The organism is Pandoraea anhela (assembly GCF_902459655.1).
GTDB lineage: Bacteria > Pseudomonadota > Gammaproteobacteria > Burkholderiales > Burkholderiaceae > Pandoraea > Pandoraea anhela.
The window spans coordinates 16694-38804 of record NZ_CABPSB010000017.1 but is presented as its reverse complement, the minus strand read 5'-3'; the positions used below and the strand labels follow the sequence as shown (position 1 = coordinate 38804).

20 protein-coding genes are annotated in these 22111 nt (G+C 66.1%); 8 read left to right on the top strand and 12 right to left on the bottom strand.

Translation table 11 applies throughout. The features are described 5' to 3' along the window. Positions 1-11: 11 nt before the first annotated feature. Genes PAN31108_RS20070 through PAN31108_RS20060 form a run of 3 tightly spaced genes read right to left on the bottom strand, consistent with a single transcriptional unit; the run spans position 12 to position 3491 of the window. Positions 12-1148: a glycosyltransferase gene (locus tag PAN31108_RS20070; RefSeq protein WP_150670539.1), complete on the bottom strand. Its 1137-nt coding sequence runs from the start codon at positions 1146-1148 to the stop codon at positions 12-14. Further along, on the bottom strand, positions 1145-2260 hold the full coding sequence (locus tag PAN31108_RS20065) for a glycosyltransferase family 4 protein (protein WP_150670538.1): 1116 nt from the start codon (positions 2258-2260) through the stop codon (positions 1145-1147). The genes PAN31108_RS20070 and PAN31108_RS20065 overlap by 4 nt, the downstream gene beginning before the upstream one ends. 4 nt (positions 2261-2264) lie before the next feature. Next, complete coding sequence (locus PAN31108_RS20060; RefSeq protein WP_150670537.1) at positions 2265-3491, bottom strand: oligosaccharide flippase family protein; 1227 nt, start codon at positions 3489-3491, stop codon at positions 2265-2267. 393 nt (positions 3492-3884) lie between these two features. On the opposite strand from PAN31108_RS20060, the gene PAN31108_RS20055 reads away from it, so the two are divergent. The 4 genes from PAN31108_RS20055 (at position 3885) to waaA (ending at position 8703) form a co-directional block, all read left to right on the top strand. Then, positions 3885-5282, top strand: coding sequence for a phosphomannomutase/phosphoglucomutase (locus tag PAN31108_RS20055; RefSeq protein ID WP_150670536.1), 1398 nt, complete (start codon positions 3885-3887; stop codon positions 5280-5282). A gap of 209 nt (positions 5283-5491) precedes the next feature. Next, on the top strand, positions 5492-6451 hold the full coding sequence (gene waaC, locus PAN31108_RS20050; RefSeq protein ID WP_246184061.1) for a lipopolysaccharide heptosyltransferase I: 960 nt from the start codon (positions 5492-5494) through the stop codon (positions 6449-6451). Positions 6452-6456: 5 nt separating this feature from the next. Further along, positions 6457-7371, top strand: coding sequence for a Kdo hydroxylase KdoO (gene kdoO, locus PAN31108_RS20045; RefSeq protein WP_150670534.1), 915 nt, complete (start codon positions 6457-6459; stop codon positions 7369-7371). A 3-nt stretch (positions 7372-7374) separates the two neighbouring features. Continuing rightward, positions 7375-8703 carry a lipid IV(A) 3-deoxy-D-manno-octulosonic acid transferase gene (gene waaA / locus PAN31108_RS20040; RefSeq protein ID WP_150670615.1) on the top strand — a complete coding sequence of 443 codons (1329 nt, stop codon included), beginning with the start codon at positions 7375-7377 and terminating at the stop codon, positions 8701-8703. Positions 8704-8844: 141 nt separating this feature from the next. Here the strand turns inward: waaA and PAN31108_RS20035 are convergent, their stop codons facing one another. The 4 genes from PAN31108_RS20035 to PAN31108_RS20020 all read right to left on the bottom strand — a co-directional run bounded on the left by PAN31108_RS20035 (position 8845) and on the right by PAN31108_RS20020 (position 12407). Beyond that, positions 8845-10386 (bottom strand): TolC family outer membrane protein, encoded by a 1542-nt coding sequence (locus tag PAN31108_RS20035; protein WP_246184054.1) that lies wholly within the window; start codon positions 10384-10386, stop codon positions 8845-8847. 9 nt (positions 10387-10395) lie between these two features. After that, entirely contained in the window at positions 10396-10719 is a 324-nt protein-coding gene (locus PAN31108_RS20030) for a rhodanese-like domain-containing protein (protein ID WP_150670533.1), read from the bottom strand. A 149-nt stretch (positions 10720-10868) separates the two neighbouring features. Next, entirely contained in the window at positions 10869-11537 is a 669-nt protein-coding gene (locus PAN31108_RS20025) for a protein-L-isoaspartate O-methyltransferase family protein (RefSeq protein ID WP_150670532.1), read from the bottom strand. A 150-nt stretch (positions 11538-11687) separates the two neighbouring features. Further along, on the bottom strand, positions 11688-12407 hold the full coding sequence (locus PAN31108_RS20020; protein ID WP_150670531.1) for a TetR/AcrR family transcriptional regulator: 720 nt from the start codon (positions 12405-12407) through the stop codon (positions 11688-11690). Positions 12408-12505: 98 nt separating this feature from the next. Between PAN31108_RS20020 and PAN31108_RS20015 the strand changes: the two genes are divergently transcribed. The 4 genes from PAN31108_RS20015 (at position 12506) to PAN31108_RS20000 (ending at position 15355) form a co-directional block, all read left to right on the top strand. Continuing rightward, positions 12506-13288, top strand: a complete 783-nt coding sequence (locus tag PAN31108_RS20015; RefSeq protein ID WP_150670530.1) for an SDR family NAD(P)-dependent oxidoreductase — start codon at positions 12506-12508, stop codon at positions 13286-13288. 172 nt (positions 13289-13460) lie between these two features. Further along, entirely contained in the window at positions 13461-13724 is a 264-nt protein-coding gene (locus tag PAN31108_RS20010; RefSeq protein ID WP_150670529.1) for a YkgJ family cysteine cluster protein, read from the top strand. A gap of 121 nt (positions 13725-13845) precedes the next feature. After that, positions 13846-14463, top strand: coding sequence for a DUF1439 domain-containing protein (locus tag PAN31108_RS20005; RefSeq protein ID WP_150670528.1), 618 nt, complete (start codon positions 13846-13848; stop codon positions 14461-14463). Positions 14464-14512: 49 nt separating this feature from the next. Beyond that, positions 14513-15355 (top strand): undecaprenyl-diphosphate phosphatase, encoded by an 843-nt coding sequence (locus PAN31108_RS20000; RefSeq protein ID WP_150670527.1) that lies wholly within the window; start codon positions 14513-14515, stop codon positions 15353-15355. Positions 15356-15496: 141 nt separating this feature from the next. Here PAN31108_RS20000 and trmB read toward each other — a convergent pair whose 3' ends face one another. From trmB to PAN31108_RS19975, 5 genes are all read right to left on the bottom strand, one after another. Then, entirely contained in the window at positions 15497-16330 is an 834-nt protein-coding gene (gene trmB / locus PAN31108_RS19995) for a tRNA (guanosine(46)-N7)-methyltransferase TrmB (protein WP_150670526.1), read from the bottom strand. A gap of 174 nt (positions 16331-16504) precedes the next feature. Further along, complete coding sequence (locus PAN31108_RS19990) at positions 16505-17482, bottom strand: DUF2894 domain-containing protein (RefSeq protein WP_174995064.1); 978 nt, start codon at positions 17480-17482, stop codon at positions 16505-16507. Beyond that, the gene (locus tag PAN31108_RS19985; RefSeq protein ID WP_150670524.1) at positions 17475-18140 is read right to left on the bottom strand and encodes an OmpA family protein; all 666 of its coding nucleotides are present in this window, start codon (positions 18138-18140) and stop codon (positions 17475-17477) included. The genes PAN31108_RS19990 and PAN31108_RS19985 overlap by 8 nt, the downstream gene beginning before the upstream one ends. 8 nt (positions 18141-18148) lie before the next feature. Continuing rightward, on the bottom strand, positions 18149-21208 hold the full coding sequence (locus PAN31108_RS19980; protein ID WP_150670523.1) for a DUF802 domain-containing protein: 3060 nt from the start codon (positions 21206-21208) through the stop codon (positions 18149-18151). Continuing rightward, the gene (locus PAN31108_RS19975; RefSeq protein ID WP_150670522.1) at positions 21189-21986 is read right to left on the bottom strand and encodes a DUF3348 domain-containing protein; all 798 of its coding nucleotides are present in this window, start codon (positions 21984-21986) and stop codon (positions 21189-21191) included. The genes PAN31108_RS19980 and PAN31108_RS19975 overlap by 20 nt, the downstream gene beginning before the upstream one ends. Between the last annotated feature and the right edge of the window lie 125 nt (positions 21987-22111).

Here is a 22111-nt window from a genome sequence, read left to right as displayed (position 1 = left end):
TTCTGATGGAGTCAGGCGTTTGCATGACGGGCGTTGCGCAAGCTTGTGTACGTTGCAATCCAGCGCGTGACGATGGCGTCGAGCGAGTAGTGCGCCACGATGCGTTGCCGGTTCCCGGCGCCGGCAGCGAGCCGTTCGCTCGGCGCTGTGCGCAGGTGACGCAGCAGCGCGTCGCCGAGGGCAGCGGCGTCGCCCACGGGCACGAGTGTGTTGTGAGGTCGCTCGCCGGTCAGCTCGCGAACGCCCCCGCAGTCGGTGGAGACGATCGTCAGCGCGCTCGCCATCGCCTCGCCGACCACGAGTGGCAGTCCTTCCCAGGCAGACGACATCGCATAGACGTCGGCTGCACAGAGCAACTGCGCCACATCGTTGCGTCGGCCGAGCAGCGTGATGGCGTGCGCTACGCCCTTCGCGTCGATCAGCGATTGCACCTGAGCGCGTAACGGGCCTTCGCCCGCGATGAAAAGGCGGGCGTCGGGCATGCCCTCCAACACGTGGACGAAGGCGTCGACCAACGTCGGATAATCCTTCGCTTCGACCATGCGCCCTGCGGCAAACACGACGGGCGTAGTCGCCGCGGCGCTGCCGGGGCCCAACAACATCTCGCGCCAATGCACGCGCACTTGCGTATCGGGACGGTAGCGTGCGGTGTCGATGCCGTTGGGCATGCTCACGATGCGTGCGGCAGGCGCGGCACGCTGGGCGACGAATGCGGCGACGGCGTCGTCGCTCACGTTGGTCGTGAGGTCGGTCCACCGGTCGGTCAGCCGATACGCCAGCATGCGCGCGCGGCCGCCTTCGTTGCGGCTGTGCGCGCTGGTGACCAGCACCGGCATCGCGACGAACCACCGCGCGACACGCGCCATCAGATTCGCATGCACCATGTGCGCGTGGACGACGTCGGGCTGCCACTCGCGCAAATATGCGGTGAAACGCAACATGGCGCCGAGCAGCGAGTGCGGCGATTTGCCGGCTCTCAGTTCCACGAGCGTGAGACGTGGGGACTGCGGCAGCGCGATCGTGCATGGGCCGGTCAGCGAGATGAGTGCGACGTCGTGACCGCGCGCGAGAAAGCCGCGCGCGAGATCCGCGACTTGCGTTTCCGCACCGCCGAGTTGCAGGCCAGTGACGAACAGGGCGATTTTCATCGTGTCTCCCAAAGCGCTTCCCAGCGCGCGGCGATGGCGTCGGCTCGGAAGTGCTGCGCATGGGCGTAACCCGCCCGCCCAAGTTGGCGACGCAGGGGGGCGTCGCCGATCAGCCGGCGCAACGCCTCGGCCAGCGCGGCGATGTCGCCGTCGTTCACGACCAGACTGTCGATGCCGTGATGCAGCAGCGCGCGCGGCCCGGCGTCGGCGGCGAACGCCACGATAGGCACGGCGTAGGCCTGCGTTTCAATGAGCACGAGGCCGAAGCTCTCGCGACGCGAGGGCAGGCAGTAGATCGATGCCTGCGCATAGTGCTGCGCAATTTCGGCGACGGCCGGCAAGACCTGTACCGAATCGGCCACGCCTGCGCTGCGCGCCTGCGCGATCAGGGCGTCGCGCAGCGGCCCGTCGCCGACGATCCGCACGCGCCAGCCCGGCGCGTCGTGGGCGATACGCGACCATGCGTCGATCAGGCGGTCGAATCCCTTTTCCGGCACGAGACGTCCGACGGCGAGTATGCAGCGCTCGTCTGCGTGTTCAGGGGCGATGTCCGGCATGGGAATGCCGAGGGGGTTCGGTAACGTGACGAACTGCGCGCGGGCATGGGGATGGTGCGTCTGCCACGCCTTGCGGTCGGCATCGGTGAGCACGACGACGGCGTCGTAGCGCCGCGCCGCGAGCGCACGTGCCCAGCGGCGCGCGCGGCGGCCGAGGTCGCTCGCATAGGTGCTGTGTTCCCAGGCGATGCGTCGTACGGCAAGTCCCAGCGTGGCCGGCACGGTGTAAAGGGCAAGCATCGGGTCGACGTCCACCATCACCTCGATACCGTGTTCAAGCACGTAGCGCCTGAACTGACACACGATCGACGGGTAATGGCGCTTGAACGCGACGCGCGCCTCGAACATCGCATGGTGCACGACGTCGGGCGAGAGCGGGAACACGGGCGCGTGTCCCCACAGCGAGAGGACATGCACGCGATGTCCGCGCGCGGCGAGCGCGTTGGCGAGCGTGGCGGTGGCGCGCTCCGCACCGGCGAACGCGGCGAGCGTACCCGTGAACAGGCAGAGGGTGCGGGCGCCGCCAGGCGATGTGCGTGAATCGATCGTCGTCATCGCCTTAGTCCCGTCGCAGCAGCCACACGCCGAGAATCAGCGCCGCAGCGTAGCCTGCCCCGTAGCCCAGCGCGCCGGCGAGGGCGCCGAGCTGCGGCGCCAGACCGCGCACGACAGCGAACGCAACCAGCGCTGCACACAGCCATTTCGCGATGACCCAGCGTCCTGCGCCGCGCCGGATGAGGGTGAGGTTCAGCGCGGCATCGGCGAACACGAGAATGCCCATCAATGCGGAGATGCGCAGAATCTGCGCCGACTCGGCAAAGCCGGCGCCGTAGATCAGATGGACGATCCATGGTGCGAGCAACGCGATCGGCACGGCCAGACTGGCCCCGGCGGCGACCATCAGCCAGACGGCCCGAACGGTGTTGCGTCGGGCCATGACATTGTCCGTCGTCTGAAAGATGAGTTGCGGCGCGAGTGAATTCGCGATGATCGGCGCGACGAGCACGAAGTTCTCCGTGATCTGCATGGCGGCCGCGTAAGCGCCGAGTTCCGCCAGCGGGACGATCGGTTTGAGCACGAGCTGATCGATGCGCTTGAACAGAATCATGAGCATCAGCCCGCCCCAGAAGGTCGCACCGCTGGCGAGCAGTTCGAGCAGCAGCGTGCGACGCCAGACGATGCGCGTCTTCGGCGAGTGCTTCAGGTAATAGCGTACGAGCAAAGCGGCTGCGACGACGGCCTCCACGGCGTAGACGATGGCGAAGGCTGTGACATCGGCGTGCGTGACGAACAGCACCGCCACGAGCGCGAGCTTCACGCCGAGCGCACACAGGTTGGCCGTCACGCTGGGCCGGTTGAAGGTCCGCGCTTGCAGCCAGGCGATCACGATGCCCGATGGCTCGCGAAACCACAGCGCGACGCCGAGCCATAGCGTTACGGCGACGAGATTCGATTCGGCGAAGCAAACGACGTAGATCGTGAGCAGCGTATAGGCGACGGCGGCGGCGGCCAGTCGCAGCACGAACGCGTGAGCGATGACGGTACGTTGCTCGGCTTCGGGCTTGCCGACCAGCCGCGGCACCACGACTTCGCTGCCGCACAGCAACGTGAGCGAGGCCGCGAGAAACACGAGCGATTGTGCGTACTGGAACAGGCCGAATTGCGCGGCGCCGAGACTGCGGGCGAGCAGGCCGGAGACCGCGATGCCGCCGGCGATCTGCGCGCCGCGCTCGGTCAGCATCCAGAGGATGTTGCGTAAGATGGTCCGGTACGTTCGGTAGGGCATGTGGCGCTCGCGCGTCTCACTCGTTCTCAAGATAAGCAAAACCGGCCTCGTGAGGCCGGTGCGGGTGGACCGAAACTTGGGCTGTCGCGACCTGCCCGACTCGCGGTCCGACGACGGTGCAGGCAACGGCGCAGGCGAATGTAGGCGCAGGCTGACAAGGGTTTGGGGAAATGCCGCAGTGCGGCGAAGTCCCGTATAATTTTAGCGTAATGCGGCAACTCCCGGCCGGGCTTCCCGCTGGGATTCGATGTTTGTGGCGTCCTTGCACGCCACGGCATTTTTCTGGCCTTGCATTCCGGGCCTTGCATTTCGGGCCTTGCATTTTTCCGAACGTTGCTTTTTCCAGGCACATTCCAGTCAAATCTCCCCCTCGTTTCCGAGAGACTCTTTCCCATGACGCAAACCACGCAAGTTTCGCCTGCGATTTTCAAGGCATACGATATTCGCGGCATCGTCGGCAAGACGCTGGACGCCAACGTCGCGCATCTGATCGGGCGCGCCTTCGGCACGGCACTGCGTCGCGAGGGCGGCAATGCCGTCGTCGTCGGCCGCGACGGTCGTCTGTCCGGTCCCGAGCTGGTCGGGGCATTGGCCGACGGCCTGCGCGCATCGGGCATCGATGTGGTCGATATCGGCGTCGTCGTCACGCCGATGGTGTACTTCGCCACGAACGTGACGCTGCACGGTCGCGTGGTCGACTCCGGCATCATGGTCACGGGCAGCCACAACCCGCCCGACTACAACGGTTTCAAGATGGTGCTGCGTGGTCGTGCGATCTACGGCGACGCGATTCAGGGCCTCGCCAGGCTGATCGAGGCGCAGGACTTCGAGACCGGACAGGGCACTTATACGGCCGACGAAATCGGCGAATCGTATCGCTCGCGCATCGTCAACGACGTGCATCTGGCGCGTCCGATGAAGATCGCCGTGGATTGCGGTAACGGCGTGGCGGGCGCGTTCGCGCCGGCGCTGTTCCACGCGCTGGGCTGCGAAGTCATCGAGTTGTTCTGCGACGTCGACGGCACGTTCCCGAACCACCATCCGGATCCGGCGCATCCCGAGAACCTTCAGGACCTGATCCGCACGCTGCAAACCACCGATGCGGAAATCGGTCTGGCCTTCGATGGCGACGGCGATCGTCTCGGTGTGGTCACCAAGGACGGTCAGATCATCTATCCGGACCGTCAGCTGATGCTCTTTGCCGCCGAAGTGCTGAGCCGCAATCCGGGCGAGAAGATCATTTACGACGTGAAGTGCACGCGTAACCTCGCGAGCTGGGTGCGCAAGCATGGCGGCGAGCCGCTGATGTGGAAGACGGGTCACTCGCTGGTCAAGGCCAAGCTCAAGGAAACCGGCGCGCCGCTGGCCGGCGAAATGAGCGGTCACGTGTTCTTCAAGGACCGCTGGTACGGTTTCGACGACGGCCTGTACACGGGCGCGCGTCTGCTGGAAATCCTGTCGAAATCGGCCGATCCGAGCGCGGTGCTCAACGCGTTGCCGAATTCGATCTCGACCCCGGAGTTGCAGATTCCGCTGGCCGAGGGCGAGAACTTCGCGCTGATCGACAAGCTGCGCGAGACTGCGAAGTTCGACGGGGCGCAGGACATCGTCAAGATCGACGGCGTTCGTGTCGAGTACCCGGACGGTTTCGGGCTGGCGCGCTCGTCGAACACCACGCCGGTCGTCGTGCTGCGCTTCGAGGCCGACAGCGACGCCGCGATCCGGCGTATTCAGGACGATTTCCGTCGCGCCATCCTGGCCGTCAAGCCGGACGCCAAGCTGCCGTTCTGAGGTCGCGCGGCCGTCGGAATCATGCCGCACGGCTGGCCGGAGCGGCACGGTAAGGCGGTCGTTTTCCAAACGACGGCGACAATCATGATCGGCGGGCCGGGTCGGGGTAAAATCGCGGTTTTGCTCACGAGGCCCGGCCGAACCGCCGGGGCGTTCGGTTGCAGGTTCTGATCGTCAAAGTCTCGTCGCTCGGCGACGTCGTCCATAACATGCCCGTGGTGCAGGACATCCTGCGCCGGTATCCCGATGCCCAGATCGACTGGGTCGTGGAAGAGGGCTTCGTCGACCTCGTCAAACTCGTGCGCGGTGTGCGCCGGGTTATTCCCTTTGCGCTGCGCCGCTGGCGCAAGACCCCTTTCGCGGCGCGCACGTGGCGGGAAATCGGCACATTTCGCCGTGCGCTGCGCGAAACCCCGTACGACTACGTGATCGACACGCAAGGTCTGGTCAAGACCGGCTGGATCGCGCGCACCGCGCGCGGCGCGGTATGGGGGCTGGGCAACCGCACCGAGGGCGCGAGCTACGAATGGCCGGTGCGTTATCTCTATCAGCACATGGTGCGTATCGAACCGCATACGCACGTGGTGACGCGCTCGCGTCTGCTCGTGGCGCAGGCGCTGGGCTTCAAGGTGCCGGGCGAGATCGACTTCGGTATCGCTACCGAACGCGCGGATCACAGCCAGTGCCCCGATCGTCCGTATGCGGTGTTCGTGCATGCGACGTCGCGTGACGACAAGACCTGGCCGGAAGACGACTGGATTGCCCTGGGACGCGATCTGGCGTCGCAGGGGTTCCTGATCGTGCTGCCCTGGGGCAGTGCTGCCGAACGCGAGGTGTCGCTGCGACTGGCGGCCGCTCTGGGCGATGCGGCGTGGGTGCCGCCGAAGATGAATCTGTCGCAGGTCGTGGGGCTCATCGACCGCGGGGCGATCACCGTCGGGGTGGACACGGGGCTGGTGCACATTGCCGCCGCGCTGAACCGTCCGACCATCGAGCTATACAATTTCAGCACCGCGTGGCGTACCGGCGGATTCTGGTCGCCGCGCATCGTCAATCTCGGCGACGCCGAACACAAGCCAACGCTCGCACAAGTGCGCGATGCCGTGCGCGAGCTTGCACCATCGCTCACGCCCGTGCCGGCTGGCGCCGCCGCGTCCGAGGAGGACTGACTCGCATGAATTCAGTAAACGAAGCCAGGGAAGCCGACGAGAGCAGCCAGATCGTGACGGTGCCGTCCGGCGATTGGCATGGCGGGCAACTGCCGGTCTCGCGCGAAGCGCTGGTCGCGGACGTCGAAGCCGGCAAGGTGCTGTTCTTCCCGCATCTGGCCTTCGCGATCGATACCGCCGAGCAACGTCTGCTCGACCCGGCCATCGCCGATCCGAAGCGCAAGAACATCAGTCTGGATCCGAAGACCGACGTGCTCGTGGGTGTGGCCGCCGACGACGCCACGCAGCGCGCCGTCCATGCGCTGGTCAAGCGGTACTACACACAGGCGAGCAGCCTGATCGACGGCCTGATGCCGGAGTATCGCGGCAAGCTGCGCGCGGCACCGACGAGCCTGCGTCTGCATCAGGTGGAGACGCGCCAGACGTCGTGGCGCAAGGACGACAGCCGTCTGCATGTCGACGCCTTCCCGTCGCGCCCGAACTACGGCGAGCGCATTCTGCGCGTGTTCACCAACATCAATCCGGCCGGACAGCCGCGCGTATGGCGCGTGGGCGAGCCGTTCGAAGACGTGGCGAAACGCTTCCTGCCGAAAGTCCCGACGCAGTGGCCGGGCTCCGCGTGGCTGCAAAACGCCGTGGGCATCACCAAGCGTCCGCGCAGCGGCTACGATCACATCATGCTGCATCTGCACGACGGCATGAAGGCCGACATGGCTTATCAGCGCGATGCGGGGCAGCAGACCATGCCGTTCCCGCCCGGTAGCGTCTGGATCTGCTTTTCGGACCAGACCTCGCACGCCGTGATGTCGGGGCAATTCATGATGGAGCAGACCTTCTTCCTGCCTGCCGAGGCCATGGTGCACCCCGAGTGCTCGCCGCTGGCAGTGTTGCAACGTCTCACGCATCGCGCGTTGGTCTGAATGTTGCTGCGTCTCGTCTATCGCGCGCTCTGGTGGGTCGTTGCACCGCTGGCGGTGGTTCGGCTGTGGTGGCGCGGCCGCTTCGAGCCGGGCTATCGCCGTCATATCGGTGAACGCTTCGGCATCTACAACACACCGCCTTACACCGGCCGTCCGCTGATCTGGGTGCATGCCGTCTCCGTTGGGGAGACGCGTGCCGCGCAGCCGCTCATCGACGCGTTGCTCGAACGCTACCCGTCGCATGGCGTGTTGCTCACGCATATGACGCCGACCGGGCGCGCGACCGGCGAAGGGTTGTTCGGCGATCGCGTGGTGCGTTGCTATTTGCCGTACGACATGGTCGGTCCCATCCGGCGTTTTTTGAAGCACTGGCGGCCGAGCGTCGGTGTGGTGATGGAGACCGAAGTCTGGCCGAATCTCATCTTCACGTGTCAGGAAGACGGCGTACCGCTCGTGCTGACCAACGCCCGTATGTCGGCGCGTTCGTTCCGTCGCGCGGCGCGCTTCGGCGACGCGACGCGGCCTGTCTTCGGCGGATTCAGTCGCGTGCTGGCGCAAAGCGACGCGGACGCCGAGCGTCTGCGCATGTTGGGGGCGAGCGACGTCGACGTGATGGGCAACCTCAAATTCGACATGACGCCGCCGCCTGCGCTGACGGCGCTCGGTGCGCGCTGGCGCGAGCGCTTCGGCGACCGGAAGGTGTGGCTCGCGGCAAGTACGCGCGACGGCGAGGAGGCGCTCGTGCTTCAGGCGCGGGCGATGCTTTCGGCGGCCTCCGATGTGGGACGCCGTTCGTTGCTGGTGCTGGTGCCGCGTCACCCGCAGCGCTTCGACGAAGTGGCGGCGATGATTGAGAAGGTGCGTCTGAATTACGTTCGCCGGAGTGTCTGGCCGGATGACGATGCGCCGTTGCCCGCCGATGTCGACGTCGTGCTCGGCGATTCGATGGGCGAGATGGCCGCGTACTTTGCGGCGGTTGACGTCGCGTTCATCGGTGGGAGTTTGTTGCCGTTAGGCGGGCAGAATCTGATCGAAGCCTGCGCGGCAGGCACGCCGGTCGTCTTCGGTCCGCACATGTTCAACTTCACGCAGGCCAGTGAGAACGCGCTGGCGGCGGGTGCGGCTCGCCGGGTGAGCGACGCGGGCGAACTCGCCTCGACCGTTGCCGACCTGCTGATCCACGACGACAAGCGGCTTGCGATGCGAACGGCGGCGTTGCTGTTCGCAAAGCAGCATCAGGGCGCGACGGCGCGCACCGTCACCGCCCTCGGACGCTGGCTCGATACGAGCGGTGGCGGACGCGTCGGCGGTGTCGTCGCGCAGCAGGAGTGACGCCCGGCTCGCCTTGACAGCGGACGTCGGAGAACAAAAAGCCTCGCATGCCGTCATGGCGATGCGAGGCTTTTTGTTTGCCTGCTGACGACGGTGGCTGCCGTGGTAGTTGCTGTTGTTGCTGCCGCCGGCCCTCGCTCGTTAGCGAGGCAGCGGCGGCGTCGTCCCGGGCCGGACGCCGCGCGCCGGCAGTCCGGCGCCCGCATTGGGCGGCACCGATTCGCGAGCGCCTGCCATGGCGGCAGAGGCATCCGGATTCTCGGTGAGCAACGCGTTGAGCAATTGCAGATCGGTATCGACGAGCGTGGCGGCGCTGGCCTTCAGTTGCAGGCTGGAGAGCAACGTGCTGTAGCGCGCCTTTGCGAGATCGCGTCGCGTCGTGAAGAGTTTGTCTTCGGCGTTGAGCACGTCGGCGTTGATGCGAATGCCGACCTGATACCCAAGCTTGGTCGACGCGACCGACGATTGCGCCGATTGCTCGGCCGCTTCCAGCGCCTTGACTTGCGCCAGCCCGCTCGACACACCGAGATATGACGTGCGTGCGCCGAGCACCGCGAGCCGTCGCGCGTCGTCCAGATCGCTCTGCGCCTTGTCTTCCAGCGCGAGCGTCTGCCGCATCTTGCTCTGCACCGAGCCACCCGAGAAGATCGGAATGCTGATCTGAATGCCGATCTGTCCGGCGGAGCTGGGCCCCGAACCCTGACTCGACGGACTCGACACTGCGGAGCTGAGCAAGCTGTTGGCGTTGCCCACGTTCGAATGCGCACCGGCGGCGACCAGATCGACCGACGGCATGTAGCCCGATCTGGCCTTGGATGTTTCGCGGCGCGCGATTTCCAGCGTGAGCGTCTGCAACTGCACCCCGTAGTTGGCCTGCTCGGCCTGCGCGACCCAGTCGGCTACGTTGTTCGGTTCGGGCGAGGGCAGCGTCGAGCCGGCACGCAACGTGGCAAGCGAGCCGACCGGATGCCCGACGATGCGGGCGAACGCCGCACGGCGCACGTCGAGCGTGTTCTGCGCGGCGATTTCCTGCGCGGTGGCCTGATCGAAGCTGGCTTGTGCTTCGTTCGCGTCGACGATGGTCGCGTTGCCGACTTCGAAGTTGCGTTTGGCGGACGCCAGTTGTTCCGCAATGGCCTGCTTGTGCGTGCCGGCGAGCGCGAGATCGTCCTGCGCGGCGAGTACGTCGAAGTAGGCGGTCGCCACGCGCAGAATCAGGTCCTGCTGGGCTTGCGCAAACGTCGCTTCGGCGCTTGCGACCGTGAGCTTGCCTTGTTGATACGACTGCCAGCTATCCCAGTGGAAGACGGGCTGTGTGAGCGCCAGGCTGTAGCCGCTGCTGCCGAACGTGTTCGAGATGTTGCCCGCGCCGTAATGCGTATTGACGGCGCCCCAGCGGGCGGTGACTTGTGGCAGGAGCGCGGCGCGGGCTTGCGGCAGCGCCTCGATGTTGGCGAGGTAGGCCGAGCGGGCGCTGGCGATCAGCGCGTCGCGGTTCTGGGCTTCGCCGTAGAGCTGAAGGAGGTCCGTGGCGCCGACCGGCGCGGCGTGCCCCATGAGCGCCATGAGGGTAATGAGGGCTGAGAGCGCCGTCGTGGAGACGAGGGCGCTCGCAGAGGGGGTGCGCAGAGCAGGCGCACGCCTGGCCGCACGCAGTCGCGCGGCAAACCTCGCGGGGCGCACGGCCCTGGCTCAGTAAGTCGGCATCGACGGATCGACCTGGCGAGCCCAGGCATCGATTCCGCCGTCCAGATTGAACAGCTGAGAAAAACCTTGTTGTTCCAGAAACATGGCGGCGCGCGCGCTGCGCATGCCGTGATGGCAGATGCACACGATGGGCGCGTCGGCGTCGAGTTCGGTCAGACGACCAGGCACTTCCCCGAGCGGCACGTTCTTGCTCTGCGCGATGCGGCAGGTCTGCACTTCCCAGTCCTCACGCACGTCGAGGAGCGTGGGTTGGCCGCGTTCCCCATCCGCGAGCCACTGTGCCAATTGCGCCGGTGTAATGTTTTGCATGATGTTCTACGTGTGTCGAATCGGTGGCGTCCGGTCCTCGTCCATCCGTGCATTCGTCCCCAAACGAAGGCACGCGGGACCGGTTCGCTCGCGGCGTCCGGGAAGTGCGCGGTCCGCGAGCGAACCGTGCGCCGGCCCGGTCGCCGGGCTTAGAACTTGAAGCTCGACGGTTGCGGTGCGACCAGATAGGTCACTTGCGTCTCGAACAGGTTTTCGCGGCGGTATTCGGTCTCGGACAGGCGCGTGATGAGCACGGCTTCCATGACCGGGCTGCCGCCCACGAACGCGGCCAGACGGCCACCGACCTTCAACTGGTTCAGGAACGCCTGCGGCAGTTCCGCCAGTGCGCCCGAGATCGCGATCACGTCGTACGGTGCGGCGGCGCTCCAGCCCTGGGCGCCGTCGGCGTTGACGACTTCCACATTGGTCACGCCATTCGCACGCAGCGTCTGCTGAGCCGTTTGGGCGAGGTTCGCGTCGAATTCGACGGTGGTGACGTGATGGGCGTTGTAGGCCAGCAGTGCGGCCATGTAACCCGAGCCCGTGCCGATTTCGAGCACGTTCTCGTTCTTCTTCGGCGCGAGCGCTTGCAGAATGCGCGCTTCGACGCGCGGGAACATCATGTGCTGGCTCTTGTTGGGAATCGCGGCGCCCGGCAGCGGCAGTTCCACGTCCGTGAACGCGATATCGCGCAGTGCCGTCGGCACGAAGTCTTCGCGCTTGACGACTTCCAGCAGCTTGAGCACTTCCTGGTCGAGCACGTCCCAGGGACGGATCTGCTGCTCGATCATGTTAAAGCGGGCCTGTTCGTAATTCATTTCGATTACTCGTGGGTAGTATGGCAAACGAGGCAAACACAACCCGGCATTTTACCAGTTCCGGGCGATGGTCATGATGACGGGCAAACTTTTGCCGCCATTCGGAGAGATTGCCGGGCAATCCGCCGTTCGACAGGCGCCGCGGGGCGCCTAGGCGGCGCGCTCCGGCAACGGCGACGCTGCAAGCCCGCCGTCGGGCGCAACGGCCTGCGAATCTTCGTCGGTGCATCGTGCGACGCACTGCAAATAGGCCCCGCACATCGTCGCCATCTGATCGGCGATCTGGCCGGCCAGGGTTGCGTGGCACGTGTCTGCCGGCGCGCGGTTTTCCAGAATGGCCTTGATGGGGCCGCTCATCGAGTTCAGGAAGACGAAGGCGACCGTCTCGGGATCGTCGAAGCGCGCGTTGCGCGCCGTCTTGAGCATGCCGACAACCGCCGCATGCATGCGCGCCGCGGCCCCGGCGAACACCTCGCGCCCGTCCAGATCCTCGGACAGCCGGTAGAGCGCCTGCGCTTCCTCGATATCGCGCATCTTCGCGCCGACATACGCCCTCGCCAACTCCCGCGCCATCACATCCAGCGACCGGCCGCGCGCGGCCTGACATGTTTGCTCGACCGTCTCCACGATCCGGTCGATATGACGCTCCAGCACGGCGTAGAGCAACACCTGCTTGTTCTGGAAGTATTGATAAAGGGTGCCGACGGACACGCCCGCGCGTTCCGCCACGCGGGTCGTGGTCAACTGACGCCCGCCGTCGAGCAGCAAAACCTGAAGCGCGGCTTCGAAAATGGCGTCGATAGTGACCCGAGAACGCGCTTGCTGCGGCGATTTACGGGGCGTTGCAGGGGATCGACCGGCCGGTTTCATATGCGAATAGAAAATCTGAAGGATTCTTCATAAACTCGATCCTAACAAATTTGCGTGCGGTCGGGCGCAGAACAACAGGGAATTCGACGGGAGCAGTGATGAAACGGGACGCTATCGAGAGTGCAGTGCGCGCAGACGCCGAACGCCATCTGGGCAAAGTGGCGTTGGTGACGGGCGCGACCCGGGGTATCGGACAGGAAGTCGCGCGCGAGCTGGCCGAGGCGGGCATGACGGTGCTGGTGGGCGCGCGCGACGAGGCGAGGGGCGATGAAGTCGTCGCGCCGTTGCGCAAGGCGGGTTTCCAGGCGGAGACGCTGGTGCTGGATTTGCTGCGTCCGGAGACGCTGCACGCGGCGGCTTATCGCATCGGCCGCTACCACGGGCGGCTGGACGTGCTGGTGAACAACGCCGGCGTGACCGATCCGCGCGACGACACTCCGGAGAAGGCGTCGATCGAAGCGGTGGAGCGGGTCTTCCAGACCAACTTCTTCGGCACCTTGCGCGTGACACAGGCCATGTTGCCGTGGCTGTCGCGCTCGGCGGGTGCTCGTATCGTCAACGTGTCGAGCGGCCTCGGTTCGCTCGCGTACAACAACGATCCCGCGTGGGAGCACGCTGCGTTCCGGCAGATCGGATTCAATGCGTCGAAGGCGGCGCTGAACATGCTGACGGTGCAGTTGTCGCAGACGTTGCGCGAGACGTCGATCACGGTGAACTCGGTCGATCCGGGCGCGCCTGCGGATCTGACGATCGACGCCGGCGGCAAGCGTTGCCGTCACGGGCTGGCGGACGGCGTGCGCAGCGTGGTGATGCTCGCGCTGGGCGAGCGCGGCCCGGTGACGGGCGGATTCTACGACCTCAAGGGCGATCTGCCCTGGTGAACCGGTATCGGGACATCCGTCGGTTCCGCCGTCCGACGCCGCCCTCGCGGTAAAATGCGCGGCCTCGAACGACGTCGTCCCGAATGGCCGGCACCGCTCGCCTGAGTGGTCAGCCTCTGCGCCATATCACTCTGTTTCGTTCTGTCCCGTTCCGTTCTGTTCTGTATCGTTCATGAACTGCCGACCTCATTGCGCGGCCTGCTGCATCGCGCCTTCCATCTCGACGCCCATTCCCGGCATGCCGAACGGCAAGCCGGCGAACACGCGCTGCGTGCAGCTCGACGACGACGACCGCTGCCGGATCTTCGGCAGCGCGCAGCGCCCGGCCGTGTGCGGGTCGTTGCAGCCATCGGCCGAGATGTGCGGCGACGATCGCCGACAAGCGATCGCATGGCTGTCGCATCTCGAAGCGATGACCGCGCCGGTGACCGCGTGAGCGCATCCCGGACAGACGTCAGGCAGATATCAAGAAGGCTTAGGCAGACGCGGGGCCGTGTCATAGGCGAGTGCTATAGTCGCGCGTGTCGGGCGTCTGACGCCCTGAAGCGGAACGCCTCATGCCGGTTAACACTCCTCCAGATTCGATCGTTCGTCAGCAGTGCGACGCGCTGGCGTCGCAAGATGTCTTGCCGCGCACCTCGCGGGCCTATGGTCTGTCGCGTCGCCGCTGGCTGACGATGACCGGCGCGGCCGCGCTGGCCGCTGGCCTTGCCGGATGCGCGGGCCTGCCTTTCGGCAACGACTACACCTTCTCCGAGGGGCAGTTGCAGCGCGCGCTCGAACGCAAGTTTCCGTTCGACCGTCGCGTGCTGGCGGTGCTCGACGTCAATTTGTCGCATCCGCGTCTGACCCTGCTGCCCGAGCGCAATCGTCTCGCGGTGGCAGTCGATGCGACCGTAACGCTTCCCCTCGGCGGCGCACTCGCCTACGATCCGGCCACATTGTCCGTCGTGTTACGGGATCCGGAGGTCGAGACCTTCACCATCGACGGCTTGCCGGAGCGGTGGTCACGTCAGTTGAACGCCGCAGGCGCATTGATCGCAACGCAGTTGTTGCAGGGCGCGCCGATCTACACGTTCAAGCCGGAGCAGCTCAACATCGGCGGCGCCGTGCGTCAGCCGGGGGCCATCACCGTGCTGTCGCATGGCGTGAACGTCAAGTTCGACACGCGCTGATCTGCGCACTGTCATCGCCTCGATTCTTCCCTTTTCAGGAACGCATTGCATGGACTTGTTGCTGGCGCTCAAAGCCGTCATTCTCGGTGTCGTCGAAGGTCTGACCGAGTTTCTGCCGATCTCCTCGACCGGGCATCTGATCCTCGTCGGCAGCTTGCTGAACTTCAACGACGACAAGGGCAAGATCTTCGACATCGTGATTCAGTTCGGCGCGATTCTCGCAGTGTGCTGGGAGTTTCGCGCGAAGATCGCACAGGTCGTGAGCGGACTCGGCCACGATGCGAAGGCGCGTCGCTTCGCGGTGAACGTCGTGATCGCGTGCGTGCCTGCCATCTTGCTGGGCTTGCTGTTCGGCAAGCACATCAAGGCGGTGCTGTTCAATCCGCTCGTGGTGGCCACGGCGTTCATCGTCGGCGGCGTGATCATTCTGTTCGTGGAGCGTCACAACCGTCGCAACGTGGCGGCGGGCAAGTTGCCGCGCGTGCGATCGATCGACGATCTGAGCGCCGTCGACGCGCTGAAGGTCGGCTTCGCGCAGTGCCTCGCGCTGGTGCCCGGCACGTCGCGCTCGGGGGCGACGATCATCGGCGGCATGATGTTCGGGCTGGAGCGGCGCGTAGCGACCGAGTTTTCGTTCTTCCTCGCGATTCCGATTCTGTTCGGCGCGACGATTTACGAGCTTTACAAGTCGCGCTCGATGCTCGAGGTCGAGGACTTCGGCCTGTTCGGCATCGGCTTCGTGTTCGCGTTCATCAGCGCCTTCATCTGCGTGCGCTGGCTGCTGCGCTACATTGCCTCGCACGACTTCACGGCGTTCGCGTGGTACCGGATCGTCTTCGGTCTGGTCGTGCTGGCGTCGGCTTACAGCGGGCTGGTGGTCTGGACGGACTGACGATCGTGCGGTCGGACGTCGCATGAAAAAGCGGGCACCCGAGTGCGAAGACACCCCCAAGCATCGGACAGCAATCCAGTGTTTGGGGGCACTTCAGCGGGGTGCCCTTTTTTTGTCGTGCGCGAGATGCCCGAGGCGAGATCAGCCGCGCTTGCGGAACACCAGATCCCACACGCCATGACCGAGGCGCAGGCCACGGTTCTCGAACTTCGTCACGGGACGATAGTCCGGCCGCGGCGCGTAACCGGTCGCCTCGGACGACGTGTTCTCGAGCGACGCCTCGCCGCCAAGCACTTCGAGCATCTGCTCGGCATACGCCTGCCAGTCGGTTGCGCAGTGCAGATAACCGCCCGGCTTCAGACGCGATGCCAGCAACGCCACGAACGGCGGTTGCAGCAGGCGGCGCTTGTGGTGGCGCTTCTTGTGCCACGGATCCGGGAAGAAGACGTGCACGCCATCGAGCGAGCCTTCCGGCAGCATGTGCTGGACGACTTCCACGGCGTCGTGCTGGATGATGCGCACGTTGGACAGCGGTGTCGTGCCGATGAGCTTGAGCAGCGCGCCCACGCCCGGCTCGTGCACTTCCACGCCGAGGAAATCGTCGTGCGGGCGCAGCTTCGCGATATGCGCGGTGCCGTCGCCCATGCCGAAGCCGATTTCGAGAATGCGCGGGGCATTCGCACGGTCGAATGCCGCGGGCCAGTCGAGCGTCTCGGGGGCATAGGGCAGCAAGAACTTCGGGCCGAGCTCGTCGAAGGCACGCTTCTGCGCTTCCGAGCTACGTCCGGCGCGACGCACGAAACTGCGGATGCGGCGCGGATGGGCCACGCCGTCCGGGCCGACATAATGTTCGCCGTGCTCGTCGTGCTCGTCGTGTTCCGAATCGGGGGAGGCGTGGGTGGGCGACGCGTCGAGGTCGGCGTCGTCGTGGGCCGGGAGCGCGTCGTCAGCCGGCGGTTGTCCGTGGTTCGTCATGGAAACAAAAAGCCGTCTGGGACGACGGCTTGTCGAGGGAGTGCTGCGTGCGACAGGCGGTGCAAGCAGCGCCCAACACGATGATTTTTCAAAGGATTTTCCCGTGCCGTGGCGGCGGGATCGGGCTCGATTATCCCTCGGAACCCCCATGACTGGCAAGTTGACGGGCAGACGTTACGCCAACCGTCGCGCAATCCGCAACGCGTCACGACCAGAACGCTTCAGCGCGCCTTCGCGCGCGTCGGCTTGGCGCTCGCTGCGGCGCGCGGCGCTCTTGTTGCCGAAGACACCGGTGGTTTCCATGTCTTCGAGCCATGACAGGGCGTCGGCATGGCGCAGGAAATGGCGCAAATAATCGGGGGACACGTCGTGCATGAGCGACAGCGCACGATGCACGAGATGGCTGGAATTGAGCGGTCCGGCGTTTTCGGGCACTTGCGCGAGCGACTGGCGCAGATTGCCGTCGGTGCTCAGCTTCGACCACGTCTCACGGAAGTATTCGAGCACGTCGAGGTCTTCGAAGGCGTCGTCCGTCGCGATGACCGTCGGCGTGATCGCCACCGGTGCAGGGGCGGTCGGCGCGACGGGGCGCTTCGGGGACACCGCAGCGCCAGGCGCCGCGTGTGCGGGCGCGCGCGCGGTCGTGGTGGGCGCGGCCGATGGCGTGGGAAACTCGCGCACGCCGACGCGTTGCGCAATCTCCGTCGTCAGCGCGACGAGCGGCGAGGCGGCGTCGGATGCCCGGGCCTCGCGCGTCACAGACGATGGCGGCGGGCCGTCGAACGATTTCGCAAGTTCGGCGGTCAGCCGTCCGAGGCGGGTTTCCAGTACGCGGCGCACGTCGCCGTCGTACGCGTGCATACGCAGCGAAAGCGCTTCGATGCGATGAAACCGAACCGGGTCGCGCTTATCGACACCCCCATCGCGCCATGCGGCGAGTTGTTCCGCGACAGGGCGCGCGAGGGGGGCAGCAATGGCGTCGGTGGTTTCTGCCTGCGCGTGCGCTTGCGCGTATATTTGCCTCGGAAGATCCGACGCCTGCGTCAAGGTGTCCGACTCGTGCGCGGCTTCAGGGCGATCGGGCGTGACCGTTTCGTCGGCTGGCGTCGGGTGTTCATGCATCGGGGGCCGGGCGTCGCGCATGTCAGGCATTCGGTTTGCCCGCGTTGCTGGCGCTGCTGCGTGGCATCGGTGCGATTTCCACGCGCCGGTTCTTCGCGCGACCGGCTTCGTCGGCATTCGACGTTACCGGTTGTTCCGCACCGAAAGCGGCGGAGAAGACGGAGGACGGCGGCACGCCGGCGGCGATCAGCTCGCGCGTGACGGTGAGCGCGCGCTGCGCCGACAATTCCCAGTTATCCGCGAATCGACGGTTCGTCTCGCGCACTTGCTGGTCGTCGGTAAAGCCGCTGACCATGAGGATCTCGTCGCTGGCACGCAGATAGGCGGCAAGCGGAGCGGCGAGGCTTCGGAGCACTTCGCGACCCTGCGGTTGCAGTTGATCCGAGTTCAGCGCGAAAAGCACGTTCCCGCTGATGCCGATACGACCGTTCACCAGCGTGACGCGACCGCCCGCGAGCGGCCCGGCGAGTGCTTTTTCAAGCGTCTCGCGGCGTTGCGTCTCGACCTGACGCTCCCTCACCTCGCGTTCGAGCTTGGCGGACAGTTCGATCTGCATGCCGATCACCCCGAGCATGATGAGCACGAACGCGCCGAGCATCACCGACATCAGATCGCCAAAGACGGCCCAGGTCGGCGCGGCGGCACCGATGTCGCCGTCTGCGATATCGACGTCGACCTCCTCCCTCATGCCGTCCCTCATGCTGCCACGCTACCCGGTTGCGCCGCCTGCGAGGTTGCGGCCAATGCGGCGTGTGCACGCGTTTGCGCCATGTCCTGAAGATTCTCGAGGATTTGCTTCTGCGACATCACGCTCAGTTCCACGACTTCGCGCGCCTGCGCGACGTAGTAGCCGAGTTGTTCGTCGCTGCGCGCCATCGACTTGTCGAGCGCGGCTTCGATGCGTTGCAGGTGTTCGAGCAATTGCGTGTTCGATTCGCCGAACGATTGCACGGCCGCACCGAAGGCGTCGCCCAGGCTCGCGATCTCGATCACGCTGCCGGTGACTTGTGCGGATGCCTGCGTGAGCTTCTCCGTTTGCGCGGCGAGCGCCTCGCCCAGATTCGCGCCGGCGCGCTCCAGCAACTGGGCGGATGTCGTCACCAGTTCGTCGACGGCGGCGCGTTGCTCGTTGCCCGCGTGCTTGACGGTGTCGAGTAGTGTGCCCAGCGTGTCGAGCAGTCGCGAGCGCTCTTCGAGCATCGCGTTGTCGCGCACCATGCTGTCGGAGAGCTTCTGACGCAGTTCGCCGATGATCTCGGCGGCGGCCTTCGGCGCTTCGGACGCCGTTTGCACCAGACGCGAGATTTCCGCGAGGGTGTCGCTGGCGTTGGCGCGCGTCTGTTCGGACATCTCCAATGCGGTGCGGGCCAGCGTGTCGCAGATCGCCTGCTGTTGGCTGGCCGTTTGCGCGCCGACTTGCTGCCATTCCGCGCGCAGCGTGGCGAGCGTGCCTTCGAGCGTTTCGGTCCAGGCGGACAGGCGTTGCGTCTCGCGCTCGGCGGTGGCGTCGTGATGTGCGGTGTTGGCGGCGCTGAGCGCTTGGAGCAGCGAGGCGCTGTGTTCGGTGAACGCCTGAGTGGTTGCGGCGACGAGTTGCTGATTGCCGTCGGCCAGACGCTCGTTCGTGCGCGCGTGCGCCGCAACGGCGTCGCGCCACGTCTGTGCGACGTTGGCAGACGTCGAATCCATCTGCGCGGAGACGCTTTGCAGCAACTGCGACGCGTGCGCTTCGAACGTCTCGGCAAAGCGGGTGAGGGCGTTGGCGAGATCGCGGGCGAGGGTATCGTTGGCCGATTGCTGCGCGGTGATCGCCTGCTGCCATTCGCCGGAGACGACGGCGGCCGTCTCCGACACGCTGTGCATTGCGCCTTCGGTGCGCTGGCTCACGCCGTCGATGAGATGTGCGCAGCGCTGCTCGAAGGTGTCGGTGAAGCGCGTGAGCGCTGCGGATAGTTCGGTGTTCAGCGCGGCATTGGCTTGCTGCTGCAACGCGATGGACTGGTCCCATGCCTGTGCAACGCGCGCGTGCGCGCCGCTCACGTTGCCGCTCGCGGTGTCGAGCTTGGCGGCGATGTCGCCCAGCAACGCGCCGGAGCGCGCTTCGAACGTTTGGGCGAAACGCTCCAGCGCAGTGCCGAGCGATTGCGTGAGGGCGTCGTGCGATTGCTGCTGCTGACCGAGCGCCTGCGCCCAGGCTTCGGCCACGGTCGTCTGTGCCGTGGCGATGCTGCCGGTGGCGCTGTCCAGACGTGTGGCGACGTCTGCGAGCAGACCGGCAGAGCGTGCCTGGAACGACTCGGTGAACTGTGCGAGCGTGGCGCCGAGGGCTTTGGCGAGCGCGTCGTTCGTTTGCTGTTGCGTGCTGAGCGACGTCTCCCATGTGTGCGCGATGCCGGCATGTGCAGCGCTGACGTGGCCCGTTGTGGCGTCGAGGCGTGCGGCAACATCGTCGACCAGCTTGGCCGAGCGTGTCTCGAAGGTCTGCGCGAATTGCGCCAGAGCGGCGCCGAGGTTCTCGGCGAGCGCGTCGTTGCTGCGCTGTTGCGTGACGAGCGACGCCTCCCATGTTTTCGCGACGTCCGCATGCGCATTGCCGACGTGCGTCGTCGCCGATTCGAGTCGGGCGGCGACATCGTCGACGAGTCGCGACGAGCGGGTCTCGAACGTTTGCGTGAAGTCGCCGAGCGCGGCGCGCAGGTCGGTGGCGAGCGATTCATTGGTGCGCAATTGCGCGTCGAGCGAATCCTTCCAGACGTTGGCCACGCGGGTGGTCGTCGCTTCGAAGCGATCGGACAGGCCATCCATGCGGTCTTGCACGGCGTTGGACACGGTCTGGTGCCAGGTGGCGGTCTCGCGCGCGAGGCTGGCCATCGTCGCTTCCACCTCCGGACGAATCGCCGCGCCAGCGGCGCTTGCCGTGGTGGCGACGCTGTCCTTCAGGTACTGCTGCATCGCGCTGGTCAGTTGTGCGTAGGAGGCGTCCGTCTTGGCGTGCAGCGCGTCCTGATTCGCGACCAGACGTTCGCCGAGCGCCTGACTCTGGCGCTCCATCGCGGCCATCATGTCTTGCAGACGCTCGACGAGCGCCGGCATGACTGTCGCTTGCTGCTGAAGCAGTTGCAGCGTGGTTTCGCGTTGATGCTGCTGGGAGAAACCGCGCAGCGTCGTGACGATGCGGGCGTCGAGCGATTGGACGACGTGGGCGCGTTCCTTGCGCGCGAGTGCGGCGAGCAGGCCGAGCATGGCCGAGGTCGCGACACCGGCGACCGACGTGCCGAACGCGAAGCCGAGACCCTTGACCGGCGAGGCGAGCGAGGCGCGAATCGCTTGCAGATCGGTCGCGCCTTCGAGGGCGATGCCGGTGCCGCGCAGCGTGGCGGCCATCCCGAGGAACGTGCCGAGCATGCCGAGCAGCACGAGCAGGCCAACGAGGTAAGGCGTGAGGGCCGGGCCGGGCAGGCCCACCCGTTCGCCTTCCACGCGCAGCCGCACGGCGGTGCGCAATCCGGCGGGCAGCGTGTCGAGCCATGACGGCAGCGAGGCGGGGGGAGCGTTCAGGCCGGCCACGGCATTGGCGAGAGCGTTCGTCGACTGATGGAAGCGCTTGAGTTCGAGCGCGCCGATGAGATAAACGGCGGCGATCAGCAGCGCGACGGCAAGCGCGAGGGTATTGGTGCCGGCATAGCCGATGGCGATCCAGCCGACGACGGCCAGCCCTGCGACAAAGGCAACGAGATCAACGAGGTAACGGGTCATGTTGTCCGGGTTCAATAACGTTTTCGCCGGTGGCGACCGAGGCGAGGGCGGCGATCAGCCCTTCGATCGGTTCCAGGCGTATATCCAGTTCCGCGAGCAAAACGCTCTGCATATCCCGGTGGAAGGTGTCGAGCCAGGTGCCGGCCGGGGGGAGCGGCGGTGCACCGGGCACGCGCGGAGCGGCCATTGCCGCCTGTTCCGTATCGCGCAGCCGCACGAAGTGTCCTTCGAGCAAATTCGGCACGCTCGACAGCAGTGTGCGCTCACGTGCGCCCATCACGCGTTCCATAACGGCGTCGACGCTGGCGAGTCGGGCAGCGTCTGGCGACTGCGTGGCCAACTGAGCCCGCAGGCGGGTGCGCAGGGCGCTAATCGCCGTATCCATCGTCTGCTGCGAGGTCGCGTAGCGTTGTCGATACGCCGGGAATTCGGCGAAGGACGCGGCGCGTTGACGCTCGGCGGCGCTCAGTGCGCGAATCTGCCCGCCGGGCGCGGCGGCCAGACCGCAATCGCGGGCGATGGCGGCGGCCAGCTCGGCGCGCACGCGTGCGAGTTCGCTCGCCGGGTCCTGCGCAGCCGGACGCGCGCCGGGCGTTGCCGCCGGCGGGTGGGCTTTCAGGGCCGACGACAACGCGATGGCGTCGGTCCAGCCCAGCCACTGGCTCATTCGGTCCGAGAGCGACGGCGCGGCCTCGGGGGGCGTGAACGCGCTCAGGCGGGCCAGCGAGCGTATGAGTGTTGGGGCGCTGATAACGGGACGCCGGGACACTTGCACCATTCCACTGGGGGGTCAAAAACCCAGCAGTTTACACTGCGCGCGCCTTCCGACCCCCGACTGCTCTGTGCGACAGGGGTTGACGGGCGTGAGACGGCGCTTTTCCCCGTCGCTTGGGACTGTCGACA

Excerpts from the sequence above, each read along its gene's own strand:
- PAN31108_RS19980 (WP_150670523.1), bottom strand. The coding sequence starts at position 21,208 with ATGACCCGTTACCTCGTTGATCTCGTTGCCTTTGTCGCAGGGCTGGCC.
- PAN31108_RS20030 (WP_150670533.1), bottom strand. The coding sequence starts at position 10,719 with ATGCAAAACATTACACCGGCGCAATTGGCACAGTGGCTCGCGGATGGG.
- PAN31108_RS20020 (WP_150670531.1), bottom strand. The coding sequence starts at position 12,407 with ATGAAACCGGCCGGTCGATCCCCTGCAACGCCCCGTAAATCGCCGCAG.
- trmB (WP_150670526.1), bottom strand. The coding sequence starts at position 16,330 with ATGACGAACCACGGACAACCGCCGGCTGACGACGCGCTCCCGGCCCAC.
- PAN31108_RS19985 (WP_150670524.1), bottom strand. The coding sequence starts at position 18,140 with ATGAGGGAGGAGGTCGACGTCGATATCGCAGACGGCGACATCGGTGCC.
- PAN31108_RS20060 (WP_150670537.1), bottom strand. The coding sequence starts at position 3,491 with ATGCCCTACCGAACGTACCGGACCATCTTACGCAACATCCTCTGGATG.
- PAN31108_RS20070 (WP_150670539.1), bottom strand. The coding sequence starts at position 1,148 with ATGAAAATCGCCCTGTTCGTCACTGGCCTGCAACTCGGCGGTGCGGAA.
- PAN31108_RS19975 (WP_150670522.1), bottom strand. The coding sequence starts at position 21,986 with ATGGTGCAAGTGTCCCGGCGTCCCGTTATCAGCGCCCCAACACTCATA.
- PAN31108_RS20025 (WP_150670532.1), bottom strand. The coding sequence starts at position 11,537 with ATGAATTACGAACAGGCCCGCTTTAACATGATCGAGCAGCAGATCCGT.
- PAN31108_RS20000 (WP_150670527.1), top strand. The coding sequence starts at position 14,513 with ATGGACTTGTTGCTGGCGCTCAAAGCCGTCATTCTCGGTGTCGTCGAA.
- waaC (WP_246184061.1), top strand. The coding sequence starts at position 5,492 with ATGCCCGTGGTGCAGGACATCCTGCGCCGGTATCCCGATGCCCAGATC.
- PAN31108_RS20015 (WP_150670530.1), top strand. The coding sequence starts at position 12,506 with ATGAAACGGGACGCTATCGAGAGTGCAGTGCGCGCAGACGCCGAACGC.
- PAN31108_RS20005 (WP_150670528.1), top strand. The coding sequence starts at position 13,846 with ATGCCGGTTAACACTCCTCCAGATTCGATCGTTCGTCAGCAGTGCGAC.
- PAN31108_RS20010 (WP_150670529.1), top strand. The coding sequence starts at position 13,461 with ATGAACTGCCGACCTCATTGCGCGGCCTGCTGCATCGCGCCTTCCATC.
- kdoO (WP_150670534.1), top strand. The coding sequence starts at position 6,457 with ATGAATTCAGTAAACGAAGCCAGGGAAGCCGACGAGAGCAGCCAGATC.
- PAN31108_RS19990 (WP_174995064.1), bottom strand. The coding sequence starts at position 17,482 with ATGCCTGACATGCGCGACGCCCGGCCCCCGATGCATGAACACCCGACG.
- PAN31108_RS20065 (WP_150670538.1), bottom strand. The coding sequence starts at position 2,260 with ATGACGACGATCGATTCACGCACATCGCCTGGCGGCGCCCGCACCCTC.
- PAN31108_RS20055 (WP_150670536.1), top strand. The coding sequence starts at position 3,885 with ATGACGCAAACCACGCAAGTTTCGCCTGCGATTTTCAAGGCATACGAT.